We start from the raw sequence: 22866 nt of genomic DNA on the forward strand, positions 1-22866 counted from the left end.
GCTTATGTTTCAGACGGCCTTGAAAACTCAGGCCGTCTGAACGTTTTAATTGATGTCTAGGCGTTCCATGCGGTAGCGCATAGAGCGGAAGCTGATGCCCAAAAGTTTGGCGGCTTGGGTACGGTTGTAACGGGTTTGCTGCAAAGCCTGCTCGATGATGCTGCGTTCCACTTGGTCAAGGTAATCCTGTATCTGCATGGTACGCGGATCAAACGGCGGAATGGGGCTGTGATTGAGCATAGTTTCGCGCGCATCAGGTTCGGCAATATCGTCAAAGGAGAAGCCGCTGCGTTCTGCCTTAACCTGAGGGGCGTTTTGAATCTGCAAGTCGTCCACTTGTATCACTTGGCCGACCGTCAGCGCAACGGCGCGTTCGAGGATATTCTCCAACTCGCGGAAGTTGCCGGGATAGCTGTAATGCAACAGGGCTTCTTGGGCTTTCGGGCTGAGTTTGTAGGTTTGATTGCCGTGACGGTGTTTATACAGCAGATACAGAATCAGCGCGCCCAAGTCTTCGCGCATTTCGCGCAAAGGCGGCATGTGTAGAGTGACAACGTTGAGGCGGTAATACAAGTCCTGACGGAACGCGCCGCTTTCAACCAAAGCTTCGAGGTTTTTGTGGGTCGCACAAATAATGCGCACATCCACAGAGGTTTCCCGCGCATCGCCGATACGGCGCACGGCTTTTTCTTGAATGGCACGCAGGAGTTTGACCTGCATGGCAAGCGGCAAATCGGCAACTTCGTCAAGGAACAAAGTGCCGCCGTCAGCATGTTGGAAAAAACCTAAACGGTCTTGATCCGCGCCGGTAAAACTACCTTTTTTGTAACCGAAAAATTCGCTTTCCATCAGGTTTTCAGGAATGGCACCGCAGTTGACGGCAATAAACGGTTTGTCGGCACGGTCGGACAGCTCGTGAATCGTGCGCGCTGCCTGCTCTTTACCCGTACCGGACTCTCCGGAGATATAAACGGGAACAAGGCTGTGGGCCAATCTGCGAATCAGGTGGCGTACTTCGACCATTTGCGGCGAGGTGCCCAACAGGCGCGGCATATCGTCCTCGCCTTCCAATATGGGTGCGTCTTGTTGCAGAGCAGGATTAATGCTGCCGGCCGAAAAACGCTCTTTTAAGGAATTGAGCCCTTCCGGAACAGTCAAAGGCCGGTTAAATTCGCTCTGTACGCTCTTAGGAGGCGTCACGACAGGCTTGGCCGGCTGAGGTTCGGGTTTATACAGGGCGGCAGAAACAGGCGCAGGCTGCGATTTGACTTTTTCAGACGGCGTGGGTTCGGCAGTATTGTCTGAAACCGATACTGCCGATTTAACCAATGAACGCAACTGCGACAGCGTAATCGGTTTTTGCAGATAATCAAACGCCCCTGCTTTCAAGGCTTCAACGGCTTGGTCGGCATTGCCGAAAGCCGTAATCACGGCGACGGGTGTGTCGAGCATCAATTCATCGATGTATTGGACAACCTCGAGGCCGGAGCCGTCAGGCATACGCATATCAGTCAACACCAGTGAATAATCGTTGTTGTCCAGCTTGTCTTTGGCTTCTTCAACACCAGCCGCAGTATCGACGCGCAGACCCATTTTCATCAGGGTCATTTCCATCAGGTCGCGGATGTCTGCCTCGTCATCGACAACCAAAACCGGCTCTTGCAATTTATTCATCCTGCACTTGCTCCTTCGGTAAAATCAATTCAAACCCGTTCATTTCAGGGTGATAATGCAGCTGCCCCATATTGGCGTGTGCCAACTCGCGTGCGACATAAAGCCCTAAGCCGGTGCCTTGTTTTTCGGTGGTGTAAAACGGCTCAAACAAATGATTTCGTACATCGGGCGGAACGCCTTTGCCGTTGTCCGCTACTACGATGGAAATATGCATCCTGCCGCTTGAACGGATCAGGACGGTAATGGCGTTTTCGTCCTGACGGCTGTGTCGCCACGCATTGTTGCACAAGTTCCACATCACTTGCTGCAAATGCATGGAGTCAACCAATACGGTCAGGTTGTTGCCGTCCATATTCATGCGCAAACAGCCGATGGCATCGGGATTATTCAAGGTAAATTCCTGCTTGAATTCCAACCAAAATTTCATCAGATTAATCGGCTGGCGGCTGATGTTGTCTCGTTTGTTAAGCAGGGATACATCTTCCAACATCTTGTCGATGCGTTGGATATTGCTGTCGATGATGTTGTAGAGCTTGGCCTTGAGCGGATCTGCCTCATCACCCTCTTGCAACAAATCGCTGGCATGACGGATGGCGGACATCGGGTTGCGGATTTCGTGGGCAAGGTTGGCAGTCAACTGTCCAAGCGAAGTCAGCTTGGTGGACATGGCCTCCGCAGCCACTTCACGCAATGAACGGACGTACAACATCAGCAGCTCGGTCTGCTCCTGAATCAGCGGAACGGCACGGACGTGCATGGCGTGTTGGAAAATATGGATATCGGTTTCAAAAGGTTTGTCGGGTTGACGTTGCCAGCGTGCGACTAGCTCGCCAAACACGATTTCCTGCTGATCGATAATCAGGCTGGGGAAATAGATTTTTGCCTGTTTGTTAAACAGCCACACGCGTTGGGTCGCATCAATCACCACAACCGCTTCCTGTACGCGGTTCAAAACCAAATGGTTCAAGCCGCTGATACGGCGGTAGGCCAGTTGATGGCGGCTGGCGGACTCTGTGGCCTGCTCCAAATAACGGGCGGCAAACGATGTCAGCATCGCCACCAGATAGCCTGCGCCGATCAGCATCGAAGAATTCACCATTGATTTTGCGTCCCAATTAAATGAATCGAAACGCATACTGCCATCTAAAAACAGGTTCAAAATAAACAACATTGCCGTATAGCCTGCATACAGCATAGGATAGTGGCCATAACTGAGCAGACACGACGTGGCGACAAACGGCAAAACCAAAATCCCGAAACCAGAAGCCGTACCGCCGGAGATATACACCAAAACCATCATCATGGTGATGTCGACCACGGCACTGGCATTGGGCAAATCCAAAGACTGCCACTGCCAGCCCGGGCGGAACACGGAGAGCATAATCAGGAGGAAATACAGCGTTACCCAGATATAAAACTCAACGTCCGGCAACGAAATGCCAATCAGGTTGCCGCCTGTGTAGCTGCCGAAAGCGTGCAAAACTAAAAGCGGTAAGACGATGGCTATTCGGGCAATGTTGATTACACCGGGAATCCGCTCCCTCAGATTACCCAGTTCTTGAAGATTGGCTCTGTTCATAAGTGAACCTTTTTTATTATCATGCAATGTCGTATAAATTTAATTTATTTAGATATATTTGTTCTTGTTTCAGGACAAACTTTTCAGATGGCCTGATATTTCCAATACCTTGCCTTTTTTACCGCGCTTGCCGTCAATATCGGCAATCCGCAGTTTTTCCTGATGCTCGGCGCTGCGGCGGCCGACCGATACAACGGTAAACTCAGGAGAGGTCGTCACCATAATGTGTTCCAAAGATGCACCATCGGCCAACGACATCAGCTGCAAACCGCGGCCTTTAGGCATGACTTTAAGCTCGCCGATGGAAAACGCCAAGAGGCGGTGGTCGCTGCTGGCCAGTACGATTTTGCAGTCGGGATTGATGAGCGAAGATGCATAGACGGCAACGGGCAGCAGGACGGTTTCGCCGCTGTCCACGGTCATTACCACTTTGCCTGCTTTCACGCGTCCGACCATATCGCCCAGTTTGGCGATGAAGCCGTAGCCGCCACTGCCTGAGAGCAGGTAGTGCTGTTCGGGCTGACCGGTAAGCATGGCAACGGGTTTCGCACCGTTTTGCAGCTCGACTAACGATGAAACCGGCACGCCGTCACCGCGTCCGCCGGGGATTTCGGCGGCATCGAGCGTGTAGGTTCTGCCCAATGAATCCAAGATGATGACAGGCAAAACGGTGCGGCCTTCGAGGGTTTGTTTGAGGCGGTCGCCTTCTTTGAACGCGGTCTGGCTCAAATCAAGGTTGTGTCCGGATCGGCTGCGTATCCAGCCTTTTTCCGACAAAATCAGCGTGATGGGTTCGTCGGCGGTAGTCTGCGTCAACACGGCGCGTCCGGCCTCCTCCACCAGCGTGCGGCGCGCGTCGCCGAACTGCTTCATGTCCGCCTGCATCTCTTTGATAATCAGCTTGCGCTTTTCGTTTTCGTCGCCCAAAAGGATATTCAGACGGCCTTGTTCTTCGCGCAACTCGTTCAATTCTTTTTCGAGTTTGAAACCTTCCAAACGTGCCAACTGGCGCAGGCGGATTTCCAAAATGTCTTCGGCTTGGATTTCGGTCAGCCCGAACACCGCCATCAAATCGGCTTTCGGGTCGTCTGATTCGCGGATGACTTTAATCACTTCGTCGATGTGCAGAAAGACTTTCAGACGGCCTTCAAGGATGTGCAGCCGTTTTTCCACTTGGTTCAAGCGGAATTTCAGACGACGTGTTACGGTAACAACGCGGAAATCCAGCCATTCCTGCAAAATCGTTTTCAGGTTTTTCTGCGCGGGGCGGTTGTCCAAACCCATCATCACCAAGTTCATGGACACATTGCCTTCCAGCGAAGTTTGCGCCATCAGCGTGTTGATGAAGGTATCCGTATCAATGCGGCTGGATTTCGGCTCGAACACCAGTCGCACGGGATGTTCGCCGTCGGACTCGTCGCGCACGCGGTCGATTAAATCCAGCATCAGCTTTTTGGTATTAAGCTGGTCTTGGTTCAGCTGCTTTTTGCCTGCTTTCGGTTTCGGGTTGGTTTGTTCTTCGATTTCGGCAAGGATTTTGGCGGAATTGGCGTTCGGCGGCAGCTCGGTCACAATCACGCGCCATTGTCCGCGCGCCAGCTTCTCGATTTCGTAACGCGCACGCACGCGCACGCTGCCCTTACCGGTTTCGTAAATCCGGCGCAATTCGTCCGCCGGCGTGATGATTTGACCGCCGCCGGCAAAGTCGGGCGCTGGGATGTACTGCATCAGGTCGGCGGTTTCCAGCGTCGGTTTCTTCAACAGCGCAATCGCCGCCTGCGTGACTTCGTTCAAATTGTGTGATGGGATTTCGGTCGCCATGCCCACCGCGATGCCCGATGCGCCGTTGAGCAAGACCATAGGCAGACGGGCTGGCAGATGTACAGGTTCGTCAAACGCGCCGTCGTAGTTCGGTACAAAATCCACCGTACCCTGATTGATTTCGGACAACAGCAATTCCGCAATCGGCGTCAGCCGTGCTTCGGTATAACGCATCGCCGCCGCTCCGTCGCCGTCGCGTGAGCCGAAGTTGCCGATGCCGTCGATTAAGGGATAGCGCAAGGTAAAATCCTGCGCCATGCGAACCATCGCTTCATAGGCAGAACTGTCGCCGTGCGGGTGATATTTACCCAAAATCTCGCCGACCACGCGCGCGGATTTCACCGGCTTCGCCCCCGCCGTCAAACCCATATCGCGCATGGCAAACAAAATACGTCGTTGTACAGGCTTTTGGCCGTCTGAAACTTCAGGCAGCGCGCGACCTTTAACCACGCTCATGGCGTATTCGAGATAGGCGCGTTCGGCGTATTGACCTAACAGCAGGTAGTCTTCGCCGATAGGAGATGGGCTTGGAGCGGAAATGTGTTCTGTCATCAGGATGGTAAAACGAAATAAATTAAAGAAGGATATTGTAAAGCAAAATCGGTAGTCATAGCCAATTTGAGTGATGAACGGTAGTGCAGCGACAATAAGGCTTACCGAATCAGGTCAGCAAATGGAATCCGTTTCGACAAAAAAGGCCGTCTGAAACCATTTCATGTTTCAGACGGCCTTTTCATTTTGGTTTTAAATCAAAACTTCGTTATTCTGCAGTAGCCGGTTTGGCCGCAGTTTTAATGGTTAAGGTCAACGCGGCGGCAATAGCGAGGAAAACACCGGCAAACGTCATCGCGTTGGCAGGATTTGAACCCAAGAAGGTTTTGTACACCCAGCCGAAAGATACGGTTTCAATCAGCATTGGAATCACAATCATCATGTTCACAATACCCATGTACACGCCATAACGTTCTTTCGGAATAGAACCGACCACAATCATAAACGGCACGCCCATCATACTTGCCCAACCGACACCGAAACCAATCATTGGGACAAACATTAAGTATTTATTACCGATGTGCGGAATGCTAAGCAAGGCCAGTGCGGCAAGGGTTACGGCAAAGGCATGAACATATTTGGCGGCATATTTGCGTGCCATCCACATCAAGCCAAAAGCAGAGATAAAGGTTACAACGTTGTAGGAAGCGTTTACCAAACCGGTCCATGCAACCGCTTGACTATACGCTTCGGTATTTTCAACAGTCGAATCCCAAACGGATTGGACGATACTGTGAGAAATATATTGCCAGTAGATAAAGAGTGCGTACCATTGGAAGAGATACACCAAAGCCAGTTGCCTCAGGGCAGTCGGCATTTCGCGTACAGCAACGATAATATCTTTAACAGCATGAGCCGGACCACTTGGTTGCGCTTTAATGGCTGCCATTTCTGCAGGACTAGGCTCGCGTTCGGATGTCGATAAAACGGTAACCAAAACCGAACCGATAGAGCAAACCGCACCAATATAGAACGAACCGAATACCCAATACGGGATACCCGCTTCGGAAGTTTGTTTCAACCAACCGATTTGCTGGAAGATATAGAGGGAAACGTTGGCCAGTGTAATACCCAAACCGGTAAACACAGACTGCATCAAGAAACCGGTAGATTGCTGATGTTCAGGAACCGTATCGGCAATAAAGGCACGGAAAGGTTCCATTGCAGTATTGTTACTGATGTCCAAGAGCCACAGCAACAATACAGCTACCCACAATGCGGTAACGTGCGGATAGATAAAGAGACAGAGGCTGCAACCGATGGCGCCAATCAAGAAATACGGGCGGCGGCGACCCAATCCAGGCACCCAAGTGCGGTCACTCATCGCACCAATCATCGGCTGCACCAGCAAACCGGTAATCGGGCCTGCCATATTCAAAATCGGCAACTGGCTCGGATCGGCATGAAGAAAGCTGAAAATCGGGTTAATCGCAGTTTGCTGCAACCCGAAGCTGTATTGAATGCCGAAGAAACCGAAGTTCATCAGCATAATCTGGCGAAGTGTCATCGCCACTTGTGGGGAGATTTTCATAGGAAGGCTACTCCTGGATAATAAACTATGGAAACAACAAACTCCAATTTCAGCAGTATGACGCTCTTATTGTATTGGGCCGCCTTTTTCAATGAGGCAACCCTGTTTTCAGACGGCCTTCATTTTGACCGTTTATATAATCTTGTTTTGATGTGTGTTTGTGTTGTTTGAAGCTTATTTTTAGGCCGTCTGAAACTATTTATTCATCACAGACTGACGCCAGATGGTTTCCCCAACGACCTTGACGGGCCGAACCGTACCGGCCGGATGTTCGATGTATTGGAACAGCAAATCCGCCGCCATCGCACCCATGCGCAAATAGGGCAACTCAGTACTGGTCAACGGCGGAAACAGCGTTTCCGCAATCGCGCTGTGGTTATCATATCCAGCAACAGAGACTTGCTCGGGAACCCGCATGCCGCGCGTCCTCAAAATCCCGTACACGCGTACTGCCATTTCATCGTTACCGCAGCAAATTACCGTCGGCGGAAGCGGCAAAGACAACAGTTTCAAAATAGCCGAAATCAAAGATCCGCTGTCATTGCTGAAGTCAGGATAACCAGTTTGCACCAAATCAGGATCGAAGACAATATCCGCATCAGCCAAAGCACGGCGGTATCCGGCCAATCTCAATCTTGTCGCTTCCACGCCCGGCTGCAAAGTCACATAAGCAATCCGTTTGTGTCCGCTTTGGATAATCCGGCGCACCAAGCCATACTGCCCTGCTTCGTCGTCCGGCAAAACCGACGGCGTACCTGCCAAATCAAAACAGTTGACCAACACCATCGGGCAACGGTTGAGCACTTCCGGCAGCAATACTTCCTGATGGAAACCTGCCACATATAAAATCCCCTCGGCACGATGCTCCATAAAGGTACGGATCAGTGGCTCCATCTGACCGGGCTGACCCGGCTTGTTGTCGATGTCGGCAATCATCAAAATCTTGCCTTGTGCGCGAATCCGCTGCTGAATGCCCTTAATCAAGAACATATCCGGTATGCCGTGTCCGCCCGTATTCTCGCCTGTCCGCGAAATGGCGCCGGTAATCAGACCGATCAAGCCAGAACGGTGTGACCGCATAATCCTCGCCGCAGAAGACGGAATATAGCCCAAAGCAGCAATCGCTGTTTCTACTTTAGAACGGGTTTTATCACTGACCGACGCATCGCCGTTAATCACCCGGCTGACCGTCTTGGGAGATACCCCGGCATAAGCAGCGACATCATAAATTGTAGCCATCTTACGGACCTGTCCCGACAAGATTTCAATAATGTTACATAGGATAACACAGCAGACATCGGTGTCATACCCCCTTTTTTACAGAAACTTGATGATAATCAACCGTTTTCATTGCATTTCGCATACATTTCTTAAACAAAACCGACCCTCCCACCTCCCAAAAGTTGTCCAAATTTGTTAAACTACAAACAACTACAAAAAGCAGAAAATAGATACCCTGCTTGTTTACCGTTACATACTAAGGAAACGAAATGTCCGCATACTCAGACGCATGGCAGGCCTTGGAAACCCATCATGCCGGTACTCAACACGTTACCCTGCGCGAACGCTTCGCCGCAGATGCCGAACGTTTCAACAATATGCACGAAATTCTGCACGGTTTGTTATTTGATTACAGTAAAAACCGCCTAGATGAAAACACCCTTGACTTATTGTGCCAACTCGCCGAAGCAGCCGATTTGCCACAATATATGCAGGCCATGAACAGCGGTGAAAAAATCAACACCAGCGAACACCGCGCCGTCCTCCACACCGCCCTGCGCCTGCCTGCCAATGCCAAACCTGTTTACGTTGACGGCGAAAACATCGTGCCAAATGTTCATCACGAACTCAACCGCGCATTCGAGTTCGCACGCCAACTTTTAGACGGCACGCACGCAGGCATTACCGGTAAAGCGATTACCGACTTGGTTCACATCGGTATCGGCGGCTCCGATTTAGGGCCGCGCATGGCCACACAGGCGCTGCAGCCTTATTGGCAAAACATACGCGTCCACTTTGTCAGCAACTCCGATGATGCCGACCTGGCCCAAACCCTTCTCGGCCTCAACCCCGAAACCACCGTATTCAGCATTGCCAGCAAATCGTTCCGCACACCGGAAACCCTGCTCAATGCCTACGCTGCGCGTACTTGGTATCGAGATGCAGGTTTGCCTGATTCCGGCATCTACCGCCACTTCTGCGCCATTTCCGCCGATGTGGCCGCAGCCCAAAACTTCGGCATCTCCCCCGACAAAGTCTTCGCCATGTCCGACTGGGTTGGCGGCCGCTATTCCGTCTGGTCGCCCATCGGCCTGCCGCTGATGGTTGCCGTTGGCGAAAAAGCGTTCCGCAAAATGCTTGCCGGTGCACACGCGATGGATACCCACTTCTTCGAAACGCCATTCCGCCGCAACATTCCCGTCCTGATGGCGCTCATCAATGTTTGGTACAACAACTTCCAACATTCAGACGGACAAACCGTTGTCCCATACAGCCACAACATGCGCCTCTTTACCCCGTGGCTCAACCAGCTCGATATGGAAAGCCTCGGCAAACAGCGTACTTCAGACGGCCAACCCGTTTCCTGCACCACCGGCGGCATCGTCTTCGGCGATGAAGGCGTCAACTGCCAACATGCCTACTTCCAGCTTCTACACCAAGGCACGCGTCTGATTCCCGTCGACTTCATCGTCCCCATGACCACAGTCTACGGCAACCACCGCCAACACCGCTTTACCGTTGCCAATGCCTTCGCCCAAGCCGAAGCGCTGATGAAAGGTAAGACCTTAAACGAAGTACAAATCGAATTGGCCGCCCTGCCCCAAGACGAACGCAACCGCCTTGCACCGCAAAAAGAATTCCCCGGCAACCGTCCGAGCAACAGCCTGCTCATCGACAGCCTGACGCCTTTCAACCTCGGCATGCTGATGGCTGCTTACGAACATCGTACTTTCGTTCAAGGCGTGATTTGGCGTATCAACCCCTTCGACCAATGGGGCGTGGAATACGGTAAAGAGCTGGCCAAAACCATCGAACCCGAACTCGAACGCGGCACGCCTGCACACGACAGCTCCACCAACGGTCTGATCGCCTTCTACCGCAGTTGCAACGCAAGATCGAAGGCCGTCTGAAAATAAAATGCCCGTAAGACAAGCATATCTGCCTGTCTTACGGGCATTTCAAAACCTAATCGGCGGTAAGAATGAACCGTTAAAGCACCGCACTTTTAGACAAAAGTAGCTAGATTTTGATATAAAAAAAGGCTAAATCGATAATGACTTAGCCTTTTTCATCAGACTTGATTAGTTGTTTGTTGTTAATGCGCCTAAATCTTTATCAACTAAGAACAAACCTTTACCATCTTCACCAAGAAGATTTAATTTATCCAAAATTCCACTGAATAATTTTTCTTCTTCATGTTGTTCAGCCACATACCATTGTAAGAAGTTAAAGGCAGAGTAGTCTTTCTCTTCAAAAGTTCTACCAACTAATTCATTGATTTTAGAGGTAATTAACTTTTCATGTTCATAAGTTAATTCAAGTACTTGTTTCAATGATGAAAATTGATGAGGTGGTTCATCAATTTGTGTGATGATAGCCAATGCGCCGGTCTCATTTAAATAAGTGAAGAGTTTACGCATATGCTGCATTTCCTCAGCCGCATGCTCTGATAAAAATTTTGCAGCTCCTTCGAAACCTTGTTGTTCGCACCAGGCGCTCATTTGTAAATATAAGTTAGAAGAATAAAACTCTAAATTCATTTGATCATTTAATAGTTTAATCACGCTATTTGATAACATTTTATTTCTCCTATTCTTATAAAGTTTTTAATTCACGATCAATGTAGTAGAGCGCTGTACCACTTTCACCAAGAAGTTTGAATTTATCAACAATACTGTTAAATAATTTTTCTTCTTCATGCTGTTCAGCTACATACCATTGTAAGAAGTTAAAAGTAGAGTAATCCTTTTCTGCAAAAGTACTCTCAACTAACTCATTAATTTTAGATGTCACTAGTTTTTCGTGTTCAAGTGTTGTTTCAAAAACTTCTTTTAATGAAGCGTAATCGTGTTTAGGGGCGTCAATTTTACCTAACAAAGGCATTCCACTGGTTTCGCTCACATAAGTAAACAACTTTTGCATATGTTCCAATTCTTCATCGGCATGACGAAGTAAAAATGCTGCAGCGCCTTCATAACCATGTTTATGGCACCATGCACTCATTTGCAAATAGACATTTGATGAATACAACTCGAGATTAATTTGTTCGTTTAATTTTGCTGTAATTGACTTACTTAGCATAACTAACTCCTTTTCTCAATGCGGTTAATAGATGTATCACAATAAAAAATTTGTATTTGCGGATGAATTTTACTCATTTTATTGAGAATAGTCAATTTTATTTTATCAATTTTTATGTAACCCATTAATTTAAAAGGATTTTAAAAATAAATCATTCTCATTTGGTTCAATTTAATGAAATGAGTTATCAATATCTCCTTTGCCTAAATTCTCTAGAGAAATGATGAGGTGTTGGAAGGAGAATCGTAGATTTCCAAAGTTTTTTGCTCTCACTTATCAACTCCAAAATACTGGATAAATAGAAAACATGAAAATTCAATGTTTTTTATAGAATTACGCATCAAAGCGATATAGTTTCAAAGTAGGTTATCCTTAATATTTGAATGTGACAATTACCATTTATTATTTAACATAATATACATATTGTTGAAAAATCTACTGGTTAACTTCAATCAGGGAAAGCATGAAGAAGTTAGGAAGTTGGTTGGAAAGTTGATTAGGGTAGATTTTATTCAAATGAAAGACTAGGCTATGAAATCAAAATTTGTGTATAAGTTACTGGTAATTTCAAAGTACCTGTATATTTTAATTTGTATATCAATACCAATCGTTTTTATTTATGAAAGCTACCAAGGAGATAATGTTGATTTTATGATTTATATTCATGCTTTTATTATTTTTTCCATATTGGGTGTATTGACTCAATATTCTACATCTAATTTTTTTGAAAAGGAAAAATAACATGATTGAACTATCCATTGAGGATCTGGAACTAATTTATGGAGGAGGCTTAGGAGAGAGAATCCTTCAAGGAGGAGCAAATGGTGCATAAATAGGGGGATCAATTGGTGCAGGTATTGGTCTGGGTGTCGGTATAGCTTTTGGCAGTATTCCTGCCGGACCAGCTATTATGGTCGGTGGCACAATTGGTGCTGCTGTTGGTGCTGCAACTGGTATGGGTGTTGCAGCATATGAGTATTACCAAGAAACTCAGCCTAAAGGGACAGTAACGATCGGTCCGATTTCTGCTTTTGCTGTGGACAAATCAGGAAACGGCTACACTGACGGCACAAATTACCACTGATATTTCTCATCGTTCAAACGATCTCTAGGGGTCGTCTGAAACTTTCTTAACTTCAATTTTATGAATACACCCAAGCAACCCTTCTTCCGTCCTGAAGTCTCCGTTGCCCGCCAAACCAGTTGTTCCAACAAAAGGCCGTCTGAAACTTAATTTGTCAAAGTTTCAGACGGCCTTTTATTATTCAATAAAGATAGCAGAAGTTGATTCGCCATATCCCCCATCTTTGCTACAATATCCCTTTTCTTTTTTATTGATTCCACTATGACAACCGCACCCCAACCCAGCACTTGGCGCAAGATTTTTTCGCGCAAAATGCTGATCTGCATTTTCACAGGCTTCACTTCGGGGTTGCCGCTTTATTTTCTATACAGCCTGATTCCAGCATGGCTGCGTAGCGAACACATTGATTTGAAAACCATTGGACTATTTGCATTGATTGGTTTCCCCTACACTTGGAAATTCATCTGGTCACCTCTTTTGGACACCGTACGCCTGCCATTTTTAGGTTTACGGCGCAGTTGGATGCTGATTACCCAAATAGCACTCCTATTGCTTTTGGCTTCCTATGCATTTGTCCGACCGCAAGAACATTTATCCATCATCTTAGGCTTAGCTTGTGCTACAGCATTCTTCTCCGCCAGCCAAGATATTGTGATTGATGCATTCCGACGCGAAGTACTGTCAGATGAAGAATTGGTATTAGGCAACTCGCTGTATGTGAATGCCTACCGTATTTCTTCATTAATTCCGGCCTCATTAAGTCTGATTTTGGCCGACAGATTGCCTTGGTCAACCGTCTTCATCATTACTTCCCTGTTTATGATCCCAGGTTTACTTGCGACCTTGTTCATAGCACGCGAGCCAGATCACTCAACTCTTGAAACCAAAGGCTTAAAAGAAACCGTTATCGAACCATTTCACGATTTCTTTACCCGCCAGAGTGTGAAGCAGGCTTTGACTATTTTGGCGTTCATCTTGCTGTATAAACTGGGCGACAGCATGGCAACTGCTTTGGCTCAACCGTTTTATCTCGATATGGGCTTCTCTAAAACCGATATTGGTCTGATTGGAAAAAACGCAGGTTTATGGCCGGCTGTAATTTTTGGCGTTATCGGCGGCATTTGGATCACCAAACTTGGGGTTAATCGTGCTCTGTGGTTATTCGGTTTGATACAGTGGGTCACCATTTTAGGCTTTGCATGGCTGGCAAGCTTCGGACATTTTGACCATGTCGGTGCATCGGAACGAATCTTTTTAGCGGTTGTAATTGCGGCTGAAGCAATCGGCGTCGGCTTAGGCACAGCAGCGTTTGTCTCGTATATGGCGCAACAAGCCAATACGGCATTTACGGCAACGCAATTAGCCCTTTTTACAAGCCTATCTGCCGTACCGCGTACATTTATGAACGCAACGGCAGGCTATCTGATTGAAGCGATGGGTTACTTCAATTTCTACTGGCTGTGTTTTGCTTTGGGCATACCGGGCATGTTGCTGCTGTTTAAAGTGGCACCGTGGAATGGTCAAAAAGTGAGTAACTAGATTGCCAGTCTAAAACTTCTAGCAAAACAAAAGGCCGTCTGAATATTCAGACGGCCTTTATCATACAAAAACTTTATTCTGCTTCAGGTTTGACAGTGCTGCGGACATCGCCGCTTTTTTCTTTATGTTTCAAAACAGCGCGGTCGAGCTTGTCCATCAAAACATCAATCGCGGCGTACATATCCTGCTCAATCGCTTCAACGTGCAAATCTTTGCCTGCCAGATGCGCATCGGCTTCGGCTTTTTGATTGACTTTTTCCACCGAGAGCGTAATGGTCACAGAGATGATGTTGTCGGCGTGGCGATTGATTCGTGCCAACTTGTCGGAAACATAGTTTTTGATGGCTTCGGTAACATCAAAATTCAGACCGGTGATTTTCAGATTCATGATACAGCTCCTTCGGTTGATTAGTCCGTCAAAACGGATCGGAATATATCTACTCGGTAAATTTTCGTTTGTGTGCCGGTGGTATGTCTAATGATTCTCTATATTTAGCAACTGTACGTCTGGCGATTTCAATGCCGCGTTGTTTTAATAATTTGACGAGGGCCTCGTCCGAATAAGGTTTGCTGCTGTCTTCGCTTTCAATCAGCTGGCTCAAGACAGCTTTGATTGCGCCTTGACTGAACCCTTCGCCGTCATCATCGGCATTGACTGCCTGTGTGAAGAAATAGCGTAACGCAAACAGGCCGCGCGGGCAAGACAAATATTTCTGGTTGGCAGCGCGCGAAATGGTGCTTTCCGCCAAACCCAATTCGGCGGCGGCATCTTTCATCAGCATGGGCGACAGGCCGATTTCTCCGAAGATGAAAAAATCTTCCTGATTTTTGACAATATACTCGGCAAGGCGGAGGACTGTGCTTTTGCGCAGTTCCAAAGAATCAATGCGCTGTTTGGCTTCACTGATTTTTTCCTTCCACTTCGGCGCGCCCTCTTCCGCCGATTTCATCAGGTCGCAATATTCCTGATTGAGCTGCAGCTTCGGCCAAGCCGCCTCGTTGCTGATGACTTCCCAGCCGTCCTTGCCCTCTTTGACCCAAACGTCAGGCTGAATATAAGGTGTAGGCGTGGCAGAGGCGAAACCGTAGGCCGGATAGGGATTGAGCTCGGCAATCATATCGAGCGCGGCTTCTATGGTTTCGCTGTCGGTATCGGGATAGAGTTTGCGGAAACGCAGAACGTTTTGTTTGCGGTTTTTGCCTAACTCTTGAAGCGAACTTTGCACCAAATGCGCGGCCATTTGTCGGGCAGGAGAAGCCGGCAAACGCATTAATTGCAGCATGAGCGACTCGGTCAAATCGGCCGCCGCTACGCCGGGCGGCTCAAAGGTTTGCAATACATCCAGCGCATTTTGCAGGGCTTCTTCGTCCAGCATCCAATCCAACGGCGTGTGGTCGATGATTTCTTCGAGACTGTCGGTGAGGTAGCCTTGTTCATCCAAAAAATCAATCAAGACGTGAACATAGGCCGCTTCCACTTGCGAGAGCGGATGCTCGCACACTTGGGCATGCAGATAGTGTTTGAAATCCTCTTCTTCGGCGATGTTGCTCCAAATATCTTCGGCATCGTCGCCACTCAACTGCTGACCTGCGCGCGGCATGGTTACCGCACGGTTGAGCCCGCTATCGGCAAACTCATCAGTTTCCGGACGCTCAAGCAGAGGATTGTCCAACAACCAGTCTTCCACTTCGCGCTCAAGCTCAAGACCCGACATCTGCAAGATGCGCAAAGACTGCTGCAGCCGCTGGTTGAGCTGCTGGGTCTGTTTGAGTTTAAGGACGAGTGAAGACATAGCGTTTTTTTTCGAAGTGTATAGATAGTTTTTCAGACGGCCTTTGTACGGAGGGCCGTCTGAAAAACTAGGTTATAGGTATTATATTTGTATTCTTAGTAATTATTTCAATATTTACAGTTACCCTCAATTGAAATGAGAGCCTCGTGTGAAACCGGTTTTACGATTGCCGTCAAATATGCATTCAATATTTGAAATTTTCACCCAAGTAAACCGAACGGACTTGTTCATTGTTGACCAAGTCGTCCGGCTTGCCTGAAGCCAATACCGTACCGTCGCTGATGATGTAGGCACGGTCGCAGATGCTGAGGGTTTCGCGCACGTTGTGGTCGGTAATCAATACGCCAATACCGCGTGATTTGAGGAACTCGATGATTTTCTGAATATCGATGACGGCAATCGGGTCAACGCCGGCAAAAGGTTCGTCCAACAAAATGAAACGCGGCTGCATGGCCAACACGCGCGCGATTTCGACACGGCGGCGTTCGCCACCGGATAAAGACGGCGCGGGGTTGTTGCGCAGGCGTTCGATGTTCAAATCGGCCAACAGTTTTTCCAGTTCGGCATCGATGCGGCTTTTGTCCTTCATGCTGATTTCCAAAATGGCGCGGATATTTTGTTCCACGGTCATTTTGCGGAAAATCGAGGCTTCCTGCGGCAGATAGCCGACGCCGAGGCGGGCGCGTTCGTGAATGGGCAGGTGGCGCAACTCTTGTCCGTCCAGCATCACGCTGCCTGCATCGGCGGCAATCAGGCCGACAATCATGTAAAAGCTGGTGGTCTTACCTGCGCCGTTGGGGCCAAGCAGGCCGATGACTTCGCCACTTTCGATTTCAAGGGAGAAGCTTTTGACGACTTGGCGTTTTTTGAAACTTTTTTGCAGGTCTTGAACCACAAGACGGCTGTTGTTTGCGCTCATATTCTGTTGACTTTCGATATTGACCTCAGGCCGTCTGAACCTTTTTCAGACGGCCTTTTTGTGTGTTTTCTTATTTGTTTTTCTGCGTGCTGGACGGCTGGATGACCACGCTGACGCGGCCGGATTTGGCGGCGGATTTCACACCGGATTTGGCGCTGCCGTTAATGGTGTAAACCTCGGTTTTAGTGTTGTACGTAATGACCGCACCTTCGGCTACATCGCCGCCGCGCTGTACTTTGGCATTTCCGGACAGGGTAACCAGGTTGGCTGCGGAAGAATACGTTACAGTATTGGCTTGGCCGTTGACCACGCCTTTACCGCCGTCCAACTCTTGGCTGAATTTGACGGGAGAGCCGGTGGCTTTCATCAACTGCTCGCTTTTGTCGTTGCGTGAAACGGTTACGCTGCCGGCACGGATATTGAGCGTGCCTTGTTTGATGATGACGTTGCCGGAAAAGGTGGTGCTTTGGTTGTTTTGGTCAAGCGAGCCTTGGTCGGCTTCGATTTGAATCGGCTGCTTGCTGTCGCTTTGCAGGGCAAAGGCCGGGCTGGCGGCAAAAACGGCAACAAGGGCTAAGGTTTTACAAATTTTTTGTATCATAAATTGTGGCTTTCACTTTGGAAGGGAAATTCAGCAAACCGGTTTTGTGGTCATAAGTCATGCCGTTTGCCTGACCGCCGGACTGTCCGTATTGGAAAGTAACGGGGCTGTCGGTATGGGCGTATTGCGCCTCGGTATCGACATTCAAACGTTCGGTTTTGACGATGCCGGCCAAACGCTTGGCATCTGCTGCTTTGTTTAAGACAACATTCTGTTCAAAAACGACTTTTTTGTTTTGAATATTGTATGCTGCCTTGTCGCTGCCGACTTCGTACAACAGGCTGCCGTCGCGGTAAAACGAAAGGTGTGGTTTATCCAAATGCACATCCGCGCTATTCGGATATTGGACGGCATCGACCGCACTCAGGTTTTCTTTCAGACGGCCTTCTTGGTCAAAACGTTTGCCGTTGATACCTTTCATCGAATATTGCGGCTCATTCGGATTGAGGACGACTTCTTCGACCTGCACTTCGCTGATGCGGCCGAGCCACGCCGCCAATGCGCCGAGTGAAACGGCCAACACCAGCGGAAAAGCGATTCCGTAACGCCATCTGATTTTCATCGTACATACTCTTTCAAAGCAGGTTCAAGCGTACCTTGCGCCTGCATAATCAAATCGCACACTTCACGCACCGCGCCTGCGCCGCCGGAACGTCGGGTTACATAATGGGCGTATTGCAAAGTAAACCAATGCGCTTCAGGGACGGCGACCGCCAATCCGCAACGCACCATCACGGGCAAATCGACAACATCGTCGCCGACAAAGGCGCACTCATGCTCCTCCACACCGGCCTGTTCGCGTAATTGGGCATAGGCGGCACGTTTGTCGTGAATGCCTTTGAAGTAATAGTTGATACCGAGCTGCTTCACGCGGATACCGACGGAAGGCGCATCGCGGCCGGTAATAATCGCTGTTTGCACGCCGCCGGCCTGAAGCATTTTCAAACCGTGTCCGTCCAAAGTGTGGAACGATTTAATTTCTTCGCCGTTGTCACGGATAAAAATGCGGCCGTCGGTCAAAACGCCGTCCACATCCAGTATCAGCAGTTTGATGCCTGAAGCGCGTTGTTGCAGGTCGGAAGAGAGGTTTTGCATAAGGTTTCCTTATTTCAGACGGCCTATTCTAGCATAAGGCCGTCTGAAAACGTTTTTACCGTCGATTCAGACAATTCGTGCCATCAATAAATCGTGCATATTCAGCGCGCCAATCAGCATGCCGTTTTCTTCGACCACCAACAAACCGTTCACATGGCCGCTCTGCATGGCTTTCAAAGCTTCGGTGGCAAGACGGTCAGCGGAGATGGTTTTCGGCGAAGCGTGCATGATGTCGTCCACTTTCAAACCGGCAAAGCTGTCGCGTTCTTGAAACAGACGGCGCAAGTCGCCATCGGTAAATACGCCTTTCAGACGGCCTTCGGCATCGATTACCGCCAACATGCCCAAACCTTTTTCACTCATGCGGACAATGGCCTCTTTCAACGGCGTACCCAACAAAACGGCAGGCAGGGCTTCGTCTTTGTGCATAATATCCGCCACGCGCAACAGCAGGCGTTTGCCCAAGCTGCCGGCCGGATGGCTTAAAGCAAAATCGTCGGGCGTGAACGCTCGTGCGCGCAGCAATACAACCGCTAACGCATCGCCCAAGGCCATTACGGCAGTCGTACTGGAAGTCGGCGCAAGACCGAGCGGGCAGGCTTCTTTGGAAACCGCCGCGGTAATGTGAATATCGGCATGCCGCGCCATGGTGGAAGTCGGATGGGCAGTGATGCAGATAAGCGTGATGTTTTTGCGTTTCAACGCTGGAATAATCGCCGCAATTTCATCGCTTTCGCCGGAATTGGAAATGGCAACCACGACATCGTGGTCCACAATCATGCCCAAATCGCCGTGCGCCGCTTCGGCTGGATGGACGAAAAACGCAGGCGTACCGGTGGAAGCCATGGTTGCCGCCATTTTGCGGCCGATGTGTCCGGACTTGCCCATGCCGGTAATGACCACCCTGCCCTTGCAGTGCAACAACGCTTCCGCCGCACGGACAAAATCATGGTTCAAAGCTGCCGCAATTTCACGCAAACCTTCGGCTTCCGTATCTAATACATCGCGTGCCCAGTCGAGATAAATTGTGTTTTCCGCCATCAAAGCCGCCTTTCATGCTTGAATTTAGGTTTGTTTTGCCCAAATTAATCAGCTGTAAACTGTTCAAATTCATCGAATCGGCGTAGCATTACCGCCACTTCACAAACAAACCTATTATGTAAAAGGAATCAGAGATGACTATTTTATCGGACGTTAAAGCATTAGGACAACAAATCTGGTTGGACAACCTCTCCCGTTCGCTGGTACAAAGCGGCGAATTGGCCGAAATGCTCAAACAGGGCGTGTGCGGCGTAACTTCCAATCCTGCCATTTTCCAAAAAGCCTTTGCAGGCGATGCCCTGTACGCCGATGAAGTAGCCGCACTCAAACAACAAGACCTGACCCCGAAACAACGCTACGAAATCATGGCGGTTGCCGACGTACAAGCCGCCTGCGACGTGTGCCTTGCCGAACATGAATCCACCGGCGGCAAAACCGGCTTCGTCAGCCTCGAAGTTTCGCCCGAATTATCCAAAGACGCACAAGGCACGGTTGAAGAAGCGCACCGCCTGCACGCCGCCATCAGCCGTAAAAATGCCATGATTAAAGTACCGGCAACCGACGAAGGCATCGAAGCACTCGAAACCCTCGTTTCAGACGGCATCAGCGTCAACCTAACCCTGCTTTTCTCCCGTGCCCAAACCCTCAAAGCCTATGCGGCCTACGCGCGCGGCATTGCCAAACGTTTGGAAGCGGGACACGACGTTTCCCATATCCAAGTTGTCGCCAGCTTCTTTATTTCCCGTGTCGATGCCGCATTGGACGCTACCCTGCCCGACCACCTCAAAGGCAAAGTTGCCATCGCGCTGGCCAAAGCCGCCTATCAAGATTGGGCGCAATACTTCAGCAGCAGCGAATTTGCCGCACTTGCCGAAAAAGGTGCCAACCGCGTTCAACTTTTGTGGGCATCCACAGGCGTGAAAAACCCTGCCTATCCTGACACGTTGTACGTTGACAGCCTGATTGGCGCCCATACCGTCAACACCGTTCCCGATGCGATACTCAAAGCCTTTATCGACCACGGTACCGCCAAAGCCACGTTGACCGAAGGTGTGGACGAAGCCCAAGCGCAGCTTGCCGAAACCGCCAAACTCGGCATTGATGTCGAAACTTTGGCAACGCGTTTGCAGGAAGACGGTTTGAAACAATTTGAAGACGCTTTTGCCAAACTGCTGGCTCCCTTGGCTTAAGCGGATTGAACAGACGGCCGAGAAACTTAAATCATTTTGAAAAGTCTCAGGCCGTCTGAAACCCAAATTCGGGCGTGTACGGCACGCCCTTTTCTATCATGATTTGAATACCGTGCAGGCATACTTACCCTGCCCTACACAAACACCCTGCCATGTATATAGGACGTTTCGCCCCCAGCCCTACCGGCCTGCTTCATATCGGCTCCCTGCTGACCGCCGTCGCCTCCTATGCTGACGCGCGCGCTCATCAGGGTAAATGGCTGGTCCGCATTGAAGACCTTGACCCCCCGCGTGAAATGCCCGGCGCCGCCGACGACATTTTGCGCACGCTTGAAGCTTTCGGCTTTGAGTGGGACGGCGAAATCGCCTATCAAAGCCGCCGTTACGACCTATATCAAGACACCCTCGACCGCCTTAAAGCAGCCGGGCTGGTGTATCCCTGCTATTGCAGCCGCAAAGACTGGCAGGCGGCGGCAACACATGGCGCAGACGGATTTGTGTATAACGGCCGTTGCCGCAATCCTCAGCAAAGACCCGACACGCAAAACAAAACGCCGGCATGGCGCATTCAAGTGCCCGATCGCGTAATCGGTTTTCCAGACGGCATTGTCGGACATTACGCACAAAATCTGGCGCACGACATCGGCGATTTTGTCCTACTTCGTGCCGACGGCTATTGGGCATATCAGCTTGCCGTGGTTGCTGACGATGCCGACCAAGGAATAACGCATATTGTCCGCGGTCAGGACTTGCTCGTTTCCACGCCACGCCAAATCTATCTGCAACAATGCCTCGGCGTTCCCACACCGGCCTACGCCCACCTTCCCCTATTGACCAACAACCAAGGGCAAAAATGGTCGAAACAAACCCTTGCCCCGGCTTTGGATTTGAATCAAAAAGAACAACTCCTACGCCAAGTCCTAACCTACCTCAACCTACCCGATGCACCTACCGTGAACCGTCCGCAGGAATTGCTTGATTGGGCGGTGGTACACTGGCAAATGGACAAAATCCCAAAATCGTCCATTATCACGGACTGAATTAGCGCAATTACAACAAAATTACTCTAGGTATTACAATATTTCATAAAATTATGTAAGTAATCTTCCGATTCATCCCAAACCATGCCCAAGAAGCGAAAAATCATGTATATTTTAAAAATTTCCTAAAATTGTCACAAACTGATAATTTCAAGCTGACAACAACATACGGCTGACGCGTTATCAAGGACGACAAAGCGCGACAGATCTCCCACGATACAACAAAAAGAATACCGCTATGCCAAGTGCCATTATTGTAGAAGACGAAGTATTAGCAGCAGAACGCTTACGTGTATTATTGGAAGAGTGCAATGTCGTACTGCTCAACGTCTTTCACCATGCCATGCCAGCATTGGAGTGGCTGAGCGTCCACGAAGTTGACATCGTCTTTGCCGACATCGGCATGCCGGAAATCGACGGTCTCGAATTTGTCGAACGCATTAAGCGTACCGCCAAGCGCCAGCCGGAAATTGTCTTCACCACAGCCTACGAAGAACACGCCCTGCGCGCATTTGAGCTGGCTGCCGCAGACTATCTGCTCAAACCGATCAAAATGACCCGCCTGCAAACCGCGCTTGACCGCATCATCGAGAAAAACCGCGAAAAAGCAGACAGTTTTACCCATTTCAAAGTGTACAACCGCGAACGCATGGTTGAAATTCCATGGCAACAGGCGCGTTACCTGATGGCGGAACACAAAACCGTCTATCTGTTTACTGGCGACGGCCAAAGCTACGAATTACCGAAGACCTTGGTTTACTGGGAAGAATTGCTGGGCGACAAAGTCATCCGCATCCACCGCAATGCCCTCGTCTTCCGCCACACCCTCGACAGTCTGATTCGACTGGACGATGACGAAAACGATGAATCCGCATCCACGTGGAGCGCTAAAATTCTCGATATTCCGACCCCGTTGCCCGTCAGCCGCCGGCAACTCTCCACCCTGCGGAAAATCATTAAAAACAGCATCTAACAATGCGCTCCTTGACTCGTTCTCTTTAAATCAAAGGCCGTCTGAAAAGATACTTTTCAGACGGCCTTTTAACTTATCAGCCAAATGGTAGAAATTTAAAAAAAGAATAGTCCAAATCTGTCGTTTAGCTCT

20 protein-coding genes are annotated in these 22866 nt (G+C 49.4%); 6 read left to right on the plus strand and 14 right to left on the minus strand.

Annotated elements, in window-relative coordinates; genetic code table 11:
* Positions 1 to 45: 45 nt before the first annotated feature.
* The 5 genes from ACTHSW_RS00350 to ACTHSW_RS00370 all read right to left on the minus strand — a co-directional run bounded on the left by ACTHSW_RS00350 (position 46) and on the right by ACTHSW_RS00370 (position 8396).
* Positions 46 to 1674, minus strand: coding sequence for a sigma-54-dependent transcriptional regulator (locus tag ACTHSW_RS00350; RefSeq protein ID WP_107810960.1), 1629 nt, complete (start codon positions 1672 to 1674; stop codon positions 46 to 48).
* Entirely contained in the window at positions 1667 to 3253 is a 1587-nt protein-coding gene (locus ACTHSW_RS00355; protein ID WP_070459470.1) for a two-component system sensor histidine kinase NtrB, read from the minus strand. The genes ACTHSW_RS00350 and ACTHSW_RS00355 overlap by 8 nt, the downstream gene beginning before the upstream one ends.
* A gap of 69 nt (positions 3254 to 3322) precedes the next feature.
* A complete protein-coding gene (parC, locus tag ACTHSW_RS00360; protein ID WP_107768731.1) occupies positions 3323 to 5626 on the minus strand; it encodes a DNA topoisomerase IV subunit A in 2304 nt (767 codons plus the stop codon).
* Positions 5627 to 5834: 208 nt separating this feature from the next.
* Complete coding sequence (locus ACTHSW_RS00365) at positions 5835 to 7157, minus strand: MFS transporter (RefSeq protein ID WP_070765650.1); 1323 nt, start codon at positions 7155 to 7157, stop codon at positions 5835 to 5837.
* Positions 7158 to 7352: 195 nt separating this feature from the next.
* Complete coding sequence (locus tag ACTHSW_RS00370; protein WP_070765649.1) at positions 7353 to 8396, minus strand: LacI family DNA-binding transcriptional regulator; 1044 nt, start codon at positions 8394 to 8396, stop codon at positions 7353 to 7355.
* A 251-nt stretch (positions 8397 to 8647) separates the two neighbouring features.
* On the opposite strand from ACTHSW_RS00370, the gene pgi reads away from it, so the two are divergent.
* Positions 8648 to 10288, plus strand: a complete 1641-nt coding sequence (gene pgi, locus ACTHSW_RS00375) for a glucose-6-phosphate isomerase (RefSeq protein ID WP_070765648.1) — start codon at positions 8648 to 8650, stop codon at positions 10286 to 10288.
* A gap of 171 nt (positions 10289 to 10459) precedes the next feature.
* On the opposite strand, the gene ftnA (ACTHSW_RS00380) is transcribed toward pgi, so the two are convergent.
* Together ftnA (ACTHSW_RS00380) and ftnA (ACTHSW_RS00385) are read right to left on the minus strand one after the other, a co-directional pair.
* The gene (ftnA, locus tag ACTHSW_RS00380) at positions 10460 to 10957 is read right to left on the minus strand and encodes a non-heme ferritin (protein WP_003686798.1); all 498 of its coding nucleotides are present in this window, start codon (positions 10955 to 10957) and stop codon (positions 10460 to 10462) included.
* Positions 10958 to 10973: 16 nt separating this feature from the next.
* Positions 10974 to 11459, minus strand: a complete 486-nt coding sequence (gene ftnA, locus ACTHSW_RS00385; RefSeq protein ID WP_003686837.1) for a non-heme ferritin — start codon at positions 11457 to 11459, stop codon at positions 10974 to 10976.
* 910 nt (positions 11460 to 12369) lie between these two features.
* On the opposite strand from ftnA (ACTHSW_RS00385), the gene ACTHSW_RS00390 reads away from it, so the two are divergent.
* Positions 12370 to 12543: a hypothetical protein gene (locus ACTHSW_RS00390; RefSeq protein ID WP_225905495.1), complete on the plus strand. Its 174-nt coding sequence runs from the start codon at positions 12370 to 12372 to the stop codon at positions 12541 to 12543.
* A gap of 261 nt (positions 12544 to 12804) precedes the next feature.
* Positions 12805 to 14082, plus strand: coding sequence for an AmpG family muropeptide MFS transporter (locus ACTHSW_RS00395; RefSeq protein ID WP_234395504.1), 1278 nt, complete (start codon positions 12805 to 12807; stop codon positions 14080 to 14082).
* Between the two features lie 73 nt (positions 14083 to 14155).
* On the opposite strand, the gene hpf is transcribed toward ACTHSW_RS00395, so the two are convergent.
* From hpf to ACTHSW_RS00430, 7 genes are all read right to left on the minus strand, one after another.
* Positions 14156 to 14470 carry a ribosome hibernation-promoting factor, HPF/YfiA family gene (gene hpf / locus ACTHSW_RS00400; protein WP_003686778.1) on the minus strand — a complete coding sequence of 105 codons (315 nt, stop codon included), beginning with the start codon at positions 14468 to 14470 and terminating at the stop codon, positions 14156 to 14158.
* Positions 14471 to 14519: 49 nt separating this feature from the next.
* Positions 14520 to 15875 carry an RNA polymerase factor sigma-54 gene (rpoN, locus tag ACTHSW_RS00405; RefSeq protein WP_107810551.1) on the minus strand — a complete coding sequence of 452 codons (1356 nt, stop codon included), beginning with the start codon at positions 15873 to 15875 and terminating at the stop codon, positions 14520 to 14522.
* Positions 15876 to 16059: 184 nt separating this feature from the next.
* On the minus strand, positions 16060 to 16794 hold the full coding sequence (lptB, locus tag ACTHSW_RS00410) for an LPS export ABC transporter ATP-binding protein (protein ID WP_070459483.1): 735 nt from the start codon (positions 16792 to 16794) through the stop codon (positions 16060 to 16062).
* A 70-nt stretch (positions 16795 to 16864) separates the two neighbouring features.
* The gene (lptA, locus tag ACTHSW_RS00415) at positions 16865 to 17395 is read right to left on the minus strand and encodes a lipopolysaccharide transport periplasmic protein LptA (RefSeq protein ID WP_003748337.1); all 531 of its coding nucleotides are present in this window, start codon (positions 17393 to 17395) and stop codon (positions 16865 to 16867) included.
* Positions 17376 to 17957: an LPS export ABC transporter periplasmic protein LptC gene (gene lptC, locus ACTHSW_RS00420; protein WP_003686789.1), complete on the minus strand. Its 582-nt coding sequence runs from the start codon at positions 17955 to 17957 to the stop codon at positions 17376 to 17378. Before lptC ends, lptA begins: the two co-directional genes overlap by 20 nt.
* Positions 17954 to 18490 carry a KdsC family phosphatase gene (locus tag ACTHSW_RS00425; protein ID WP_300480735.1) on the minus strand — a complete coding sequence of 179 codons (537 nt, stop codon included), beginning with the start codon at positions 18488 to 18490 and terminating at the stop codon, positions 17954 to 17956. Before ACTHSW_RS00425 ends, lptC begins: the two co-directional genes overlap by 4 nt.
* Before the next feature lie 66 nt (positions 18491 to 18556).
* Positions 18557 to 19531 carry a KpsF/GutQ family sugar-phosphate isomerase gene (locus tag ACTHSW_RS00430; RefSeq protein WP_440373729.1) on the minus strand — a complete coding sequence of 325 codons (975 nt, stop codon included), beginning with the start codon at positions 19529 to 19531 and terminating at the stop codon, positions 18557 to 18559.
* A 134-nt stretch (positions 19532 to 19665) separates the two neighbouring features.
* On the opposite strand from ACTHSW_RS00430, the gene tal reads away from it, so the two are divergent.
* The 3 genes from tal to ACTHSW_RS00445 all read left to right on the plus strand — a co-directional run bounded on the left by tal (position 19666) and on the right by ACTHSW_RS00445 (position 22734).
* A complete protein-coding gene (gene tal, locus ACTHSW_RS00435; protein ID WP_440373730.1) occupies positions 19666 to 20721 on the plus strand; it encodes a transaldolase in 1056 nt (351 codons plus the stop codon).
* 152 nt (positions 20722 to 20873) lie between these two features.
* Positions 20874 to 21761 carry a tRNA glutamyl-Q(34) synthetase GluQRS gene (gene gluQRS / locus ACTHSW_RS00440; protein ID WP_070459492.1) on the plus strand — a complete coding sequence of 296 codons (888 nt, stop codon included), beginning with the start codon at positions 20874 to 20876 and terminating at the stop codon, positions 21759 to 21761.
* Positions 21762 to 21999: 238 nt separating this feature from the next.
* Positions 22000 to 22734, plus strand: a complete 735-nt coding sequence (locus ACTHSW_RS00445) for a LytR/AlgR family response regulator transcription factor (RefSeq protein WP_070459495.1) — start codon at positions 22000 to 22002, stop codon at positions 22732 to 22734.
* Positions 22735 to 22866: the final 132 nt, after the last annotated feature.

Source organism: Neisseria sp. P0008.S004 (assembly GCF_051962755.1).
Taxonomy (GTDB): domain Bacteria; phylum Pseudomonadota; class Gammaproteobacteria; order Burkholderiales; family Neisseriaceae; genus Neisseria; species Neisseria subflava_A.

Excerpts from the sequence above, each read along its gene's own strand:
- ACTHSW_RS00430 (WP_440373729.1), bottom strand. The coding sequence starts at position 19,531 with ATGGCGGAAAACACAATTTATCTCGACTGGGCACGCGATGTATTAGAT.
- hpf (WP_003686778.1), bottom strand. The coding sequence starts at position 14,470 with ATGAATCTGAAAATCACCGGTCTGAATTTTGATGTTACCGAAGCCATC.
- ACTHSW_RS00355 (WP_070459470.1), bottom strand. The coding sequence starts at position 3,253 with ATGAACAGAGCCAATCTTCAAGAACTGGGTAATCTGAGGGAGCGGATT.
- ACTHSW_RS00395 (WP_234395504.1), top strand. The coding sequence starts at position 12,805 with ATGACAACCGCACCCCAACCCAGCACTTGGCGCAAGATTTTTTCGCGC.
- ACTHSW_RS00370 (WP_070765649.1), bottom strand. The coding sequence starts at position 8,396 with ATGGCTACAATTTATGATGTCGCTGCTTATGCCGGGGTATCTCCCAAG.
- ACTHSW_RS00445 (WP_070459495.1), top strand. The coding sequence starts at position 22,000 with ATGCCAAGTGCCATTATTGTAGAAGACGAAGTATTAGCAGCAGAACGC.
- ACTHSW_RS00350 (WP_107810960.1), bottom strand. The coding sequence starts at position 1,674 with ATGAATAAATTGCAAGAGCCGGTTTTGGTTGTCGATGACGAGGCAGAC.
- lptB (WP_070459483.1), bottom strand. The coding sequence starts at position 16,794 with ATGAGCGCAAACAACAGCCGTCTTGTGGTTCAAGACCTGCAAAAAAGT.
- gluQRS (WP_070459492.1), top strand. The coding sequence starts at position 20,874 with ATGTATATAGGACGTTTCGCCCCCAGCCCTACCGGCCTGCTTCATATC.
- pgi (WP_070765648.1), top strand. The coding sequence starts at position 8,648 with ATGTCCGCATACTCAGACGCATGGCAGGCCTTGGAAACCCATCATGCC.
- ACTHSW_RS00390 (WP_225905495.1), top strand. The coding sequence starts at position 12,370 with ATGGTCGGTGGCACAATTGGTGCTGCTGTTGGTGCTGCAACTGGTATG.
- lptC (WP_003686789.1), bottom strand. The coding sequence starts at position 17,957 with ATGAAAATCAGATGGCGTTACGGAATCGCTTTTCCGCTGGTGTTGGCC.
- ftnA (WP_003686837.1), bottom strand. The coding sequence starts at position 11,459 with ATGCTAAGTAAGTCAATTACAGCAAAATTAAACGAACAAATTAATCTC.
- tal (WP_440373730.1), top strand. The coding sequence starts at position 19,666 with ATGACTATTTTATCGGACGTTAAAGCATTAGGACAACAAATCTGGTTG.
- lptA (WP_003748337.1), bottom strand. The coding sequence starts at position 17,395 with ATGATACAAAAAATTTGTAAAACCTTAGCCCTTGTTGCCGTTTTTGCC.
- parC (WP_107768731.1), bottom strand. The coding sequence starts at position 5,626 with ATGACAGAACACATTTCCGCTCCAAGCCCATCTCCTATCGGCGAAGAC.
- ACTHSW_RS00425 (WP_300480735.1), bottom strand. The coding sequence starts at position 18,490 with ATGCAAAACCTCTCTTCCGACCTGCAACAACGCGCTTCAGGCATCAAA.
- ACTHSW_RS00365 (WP_070765650.1), bottom strand. The coding sequence starts at position 7,157 with ATGAAAATCTCCCCACAAGTGGCGATGACACTTCGCCAGATTATGCTG.
- rpoN (WP_107810551.1), bottom strand. The coding sequence starts at position 15,875 with ATGTCTTCACTCGTCCTTAAACTCAAACAGACCCAGCAGCTCAACCAG.
- ftnA (WP_003686798.1), bottom strand. The coding sequence starts at position 10,957 with ATGTTATCAAATAGCGTGATTAAACTATTAAATGATCAAATGAATTTA.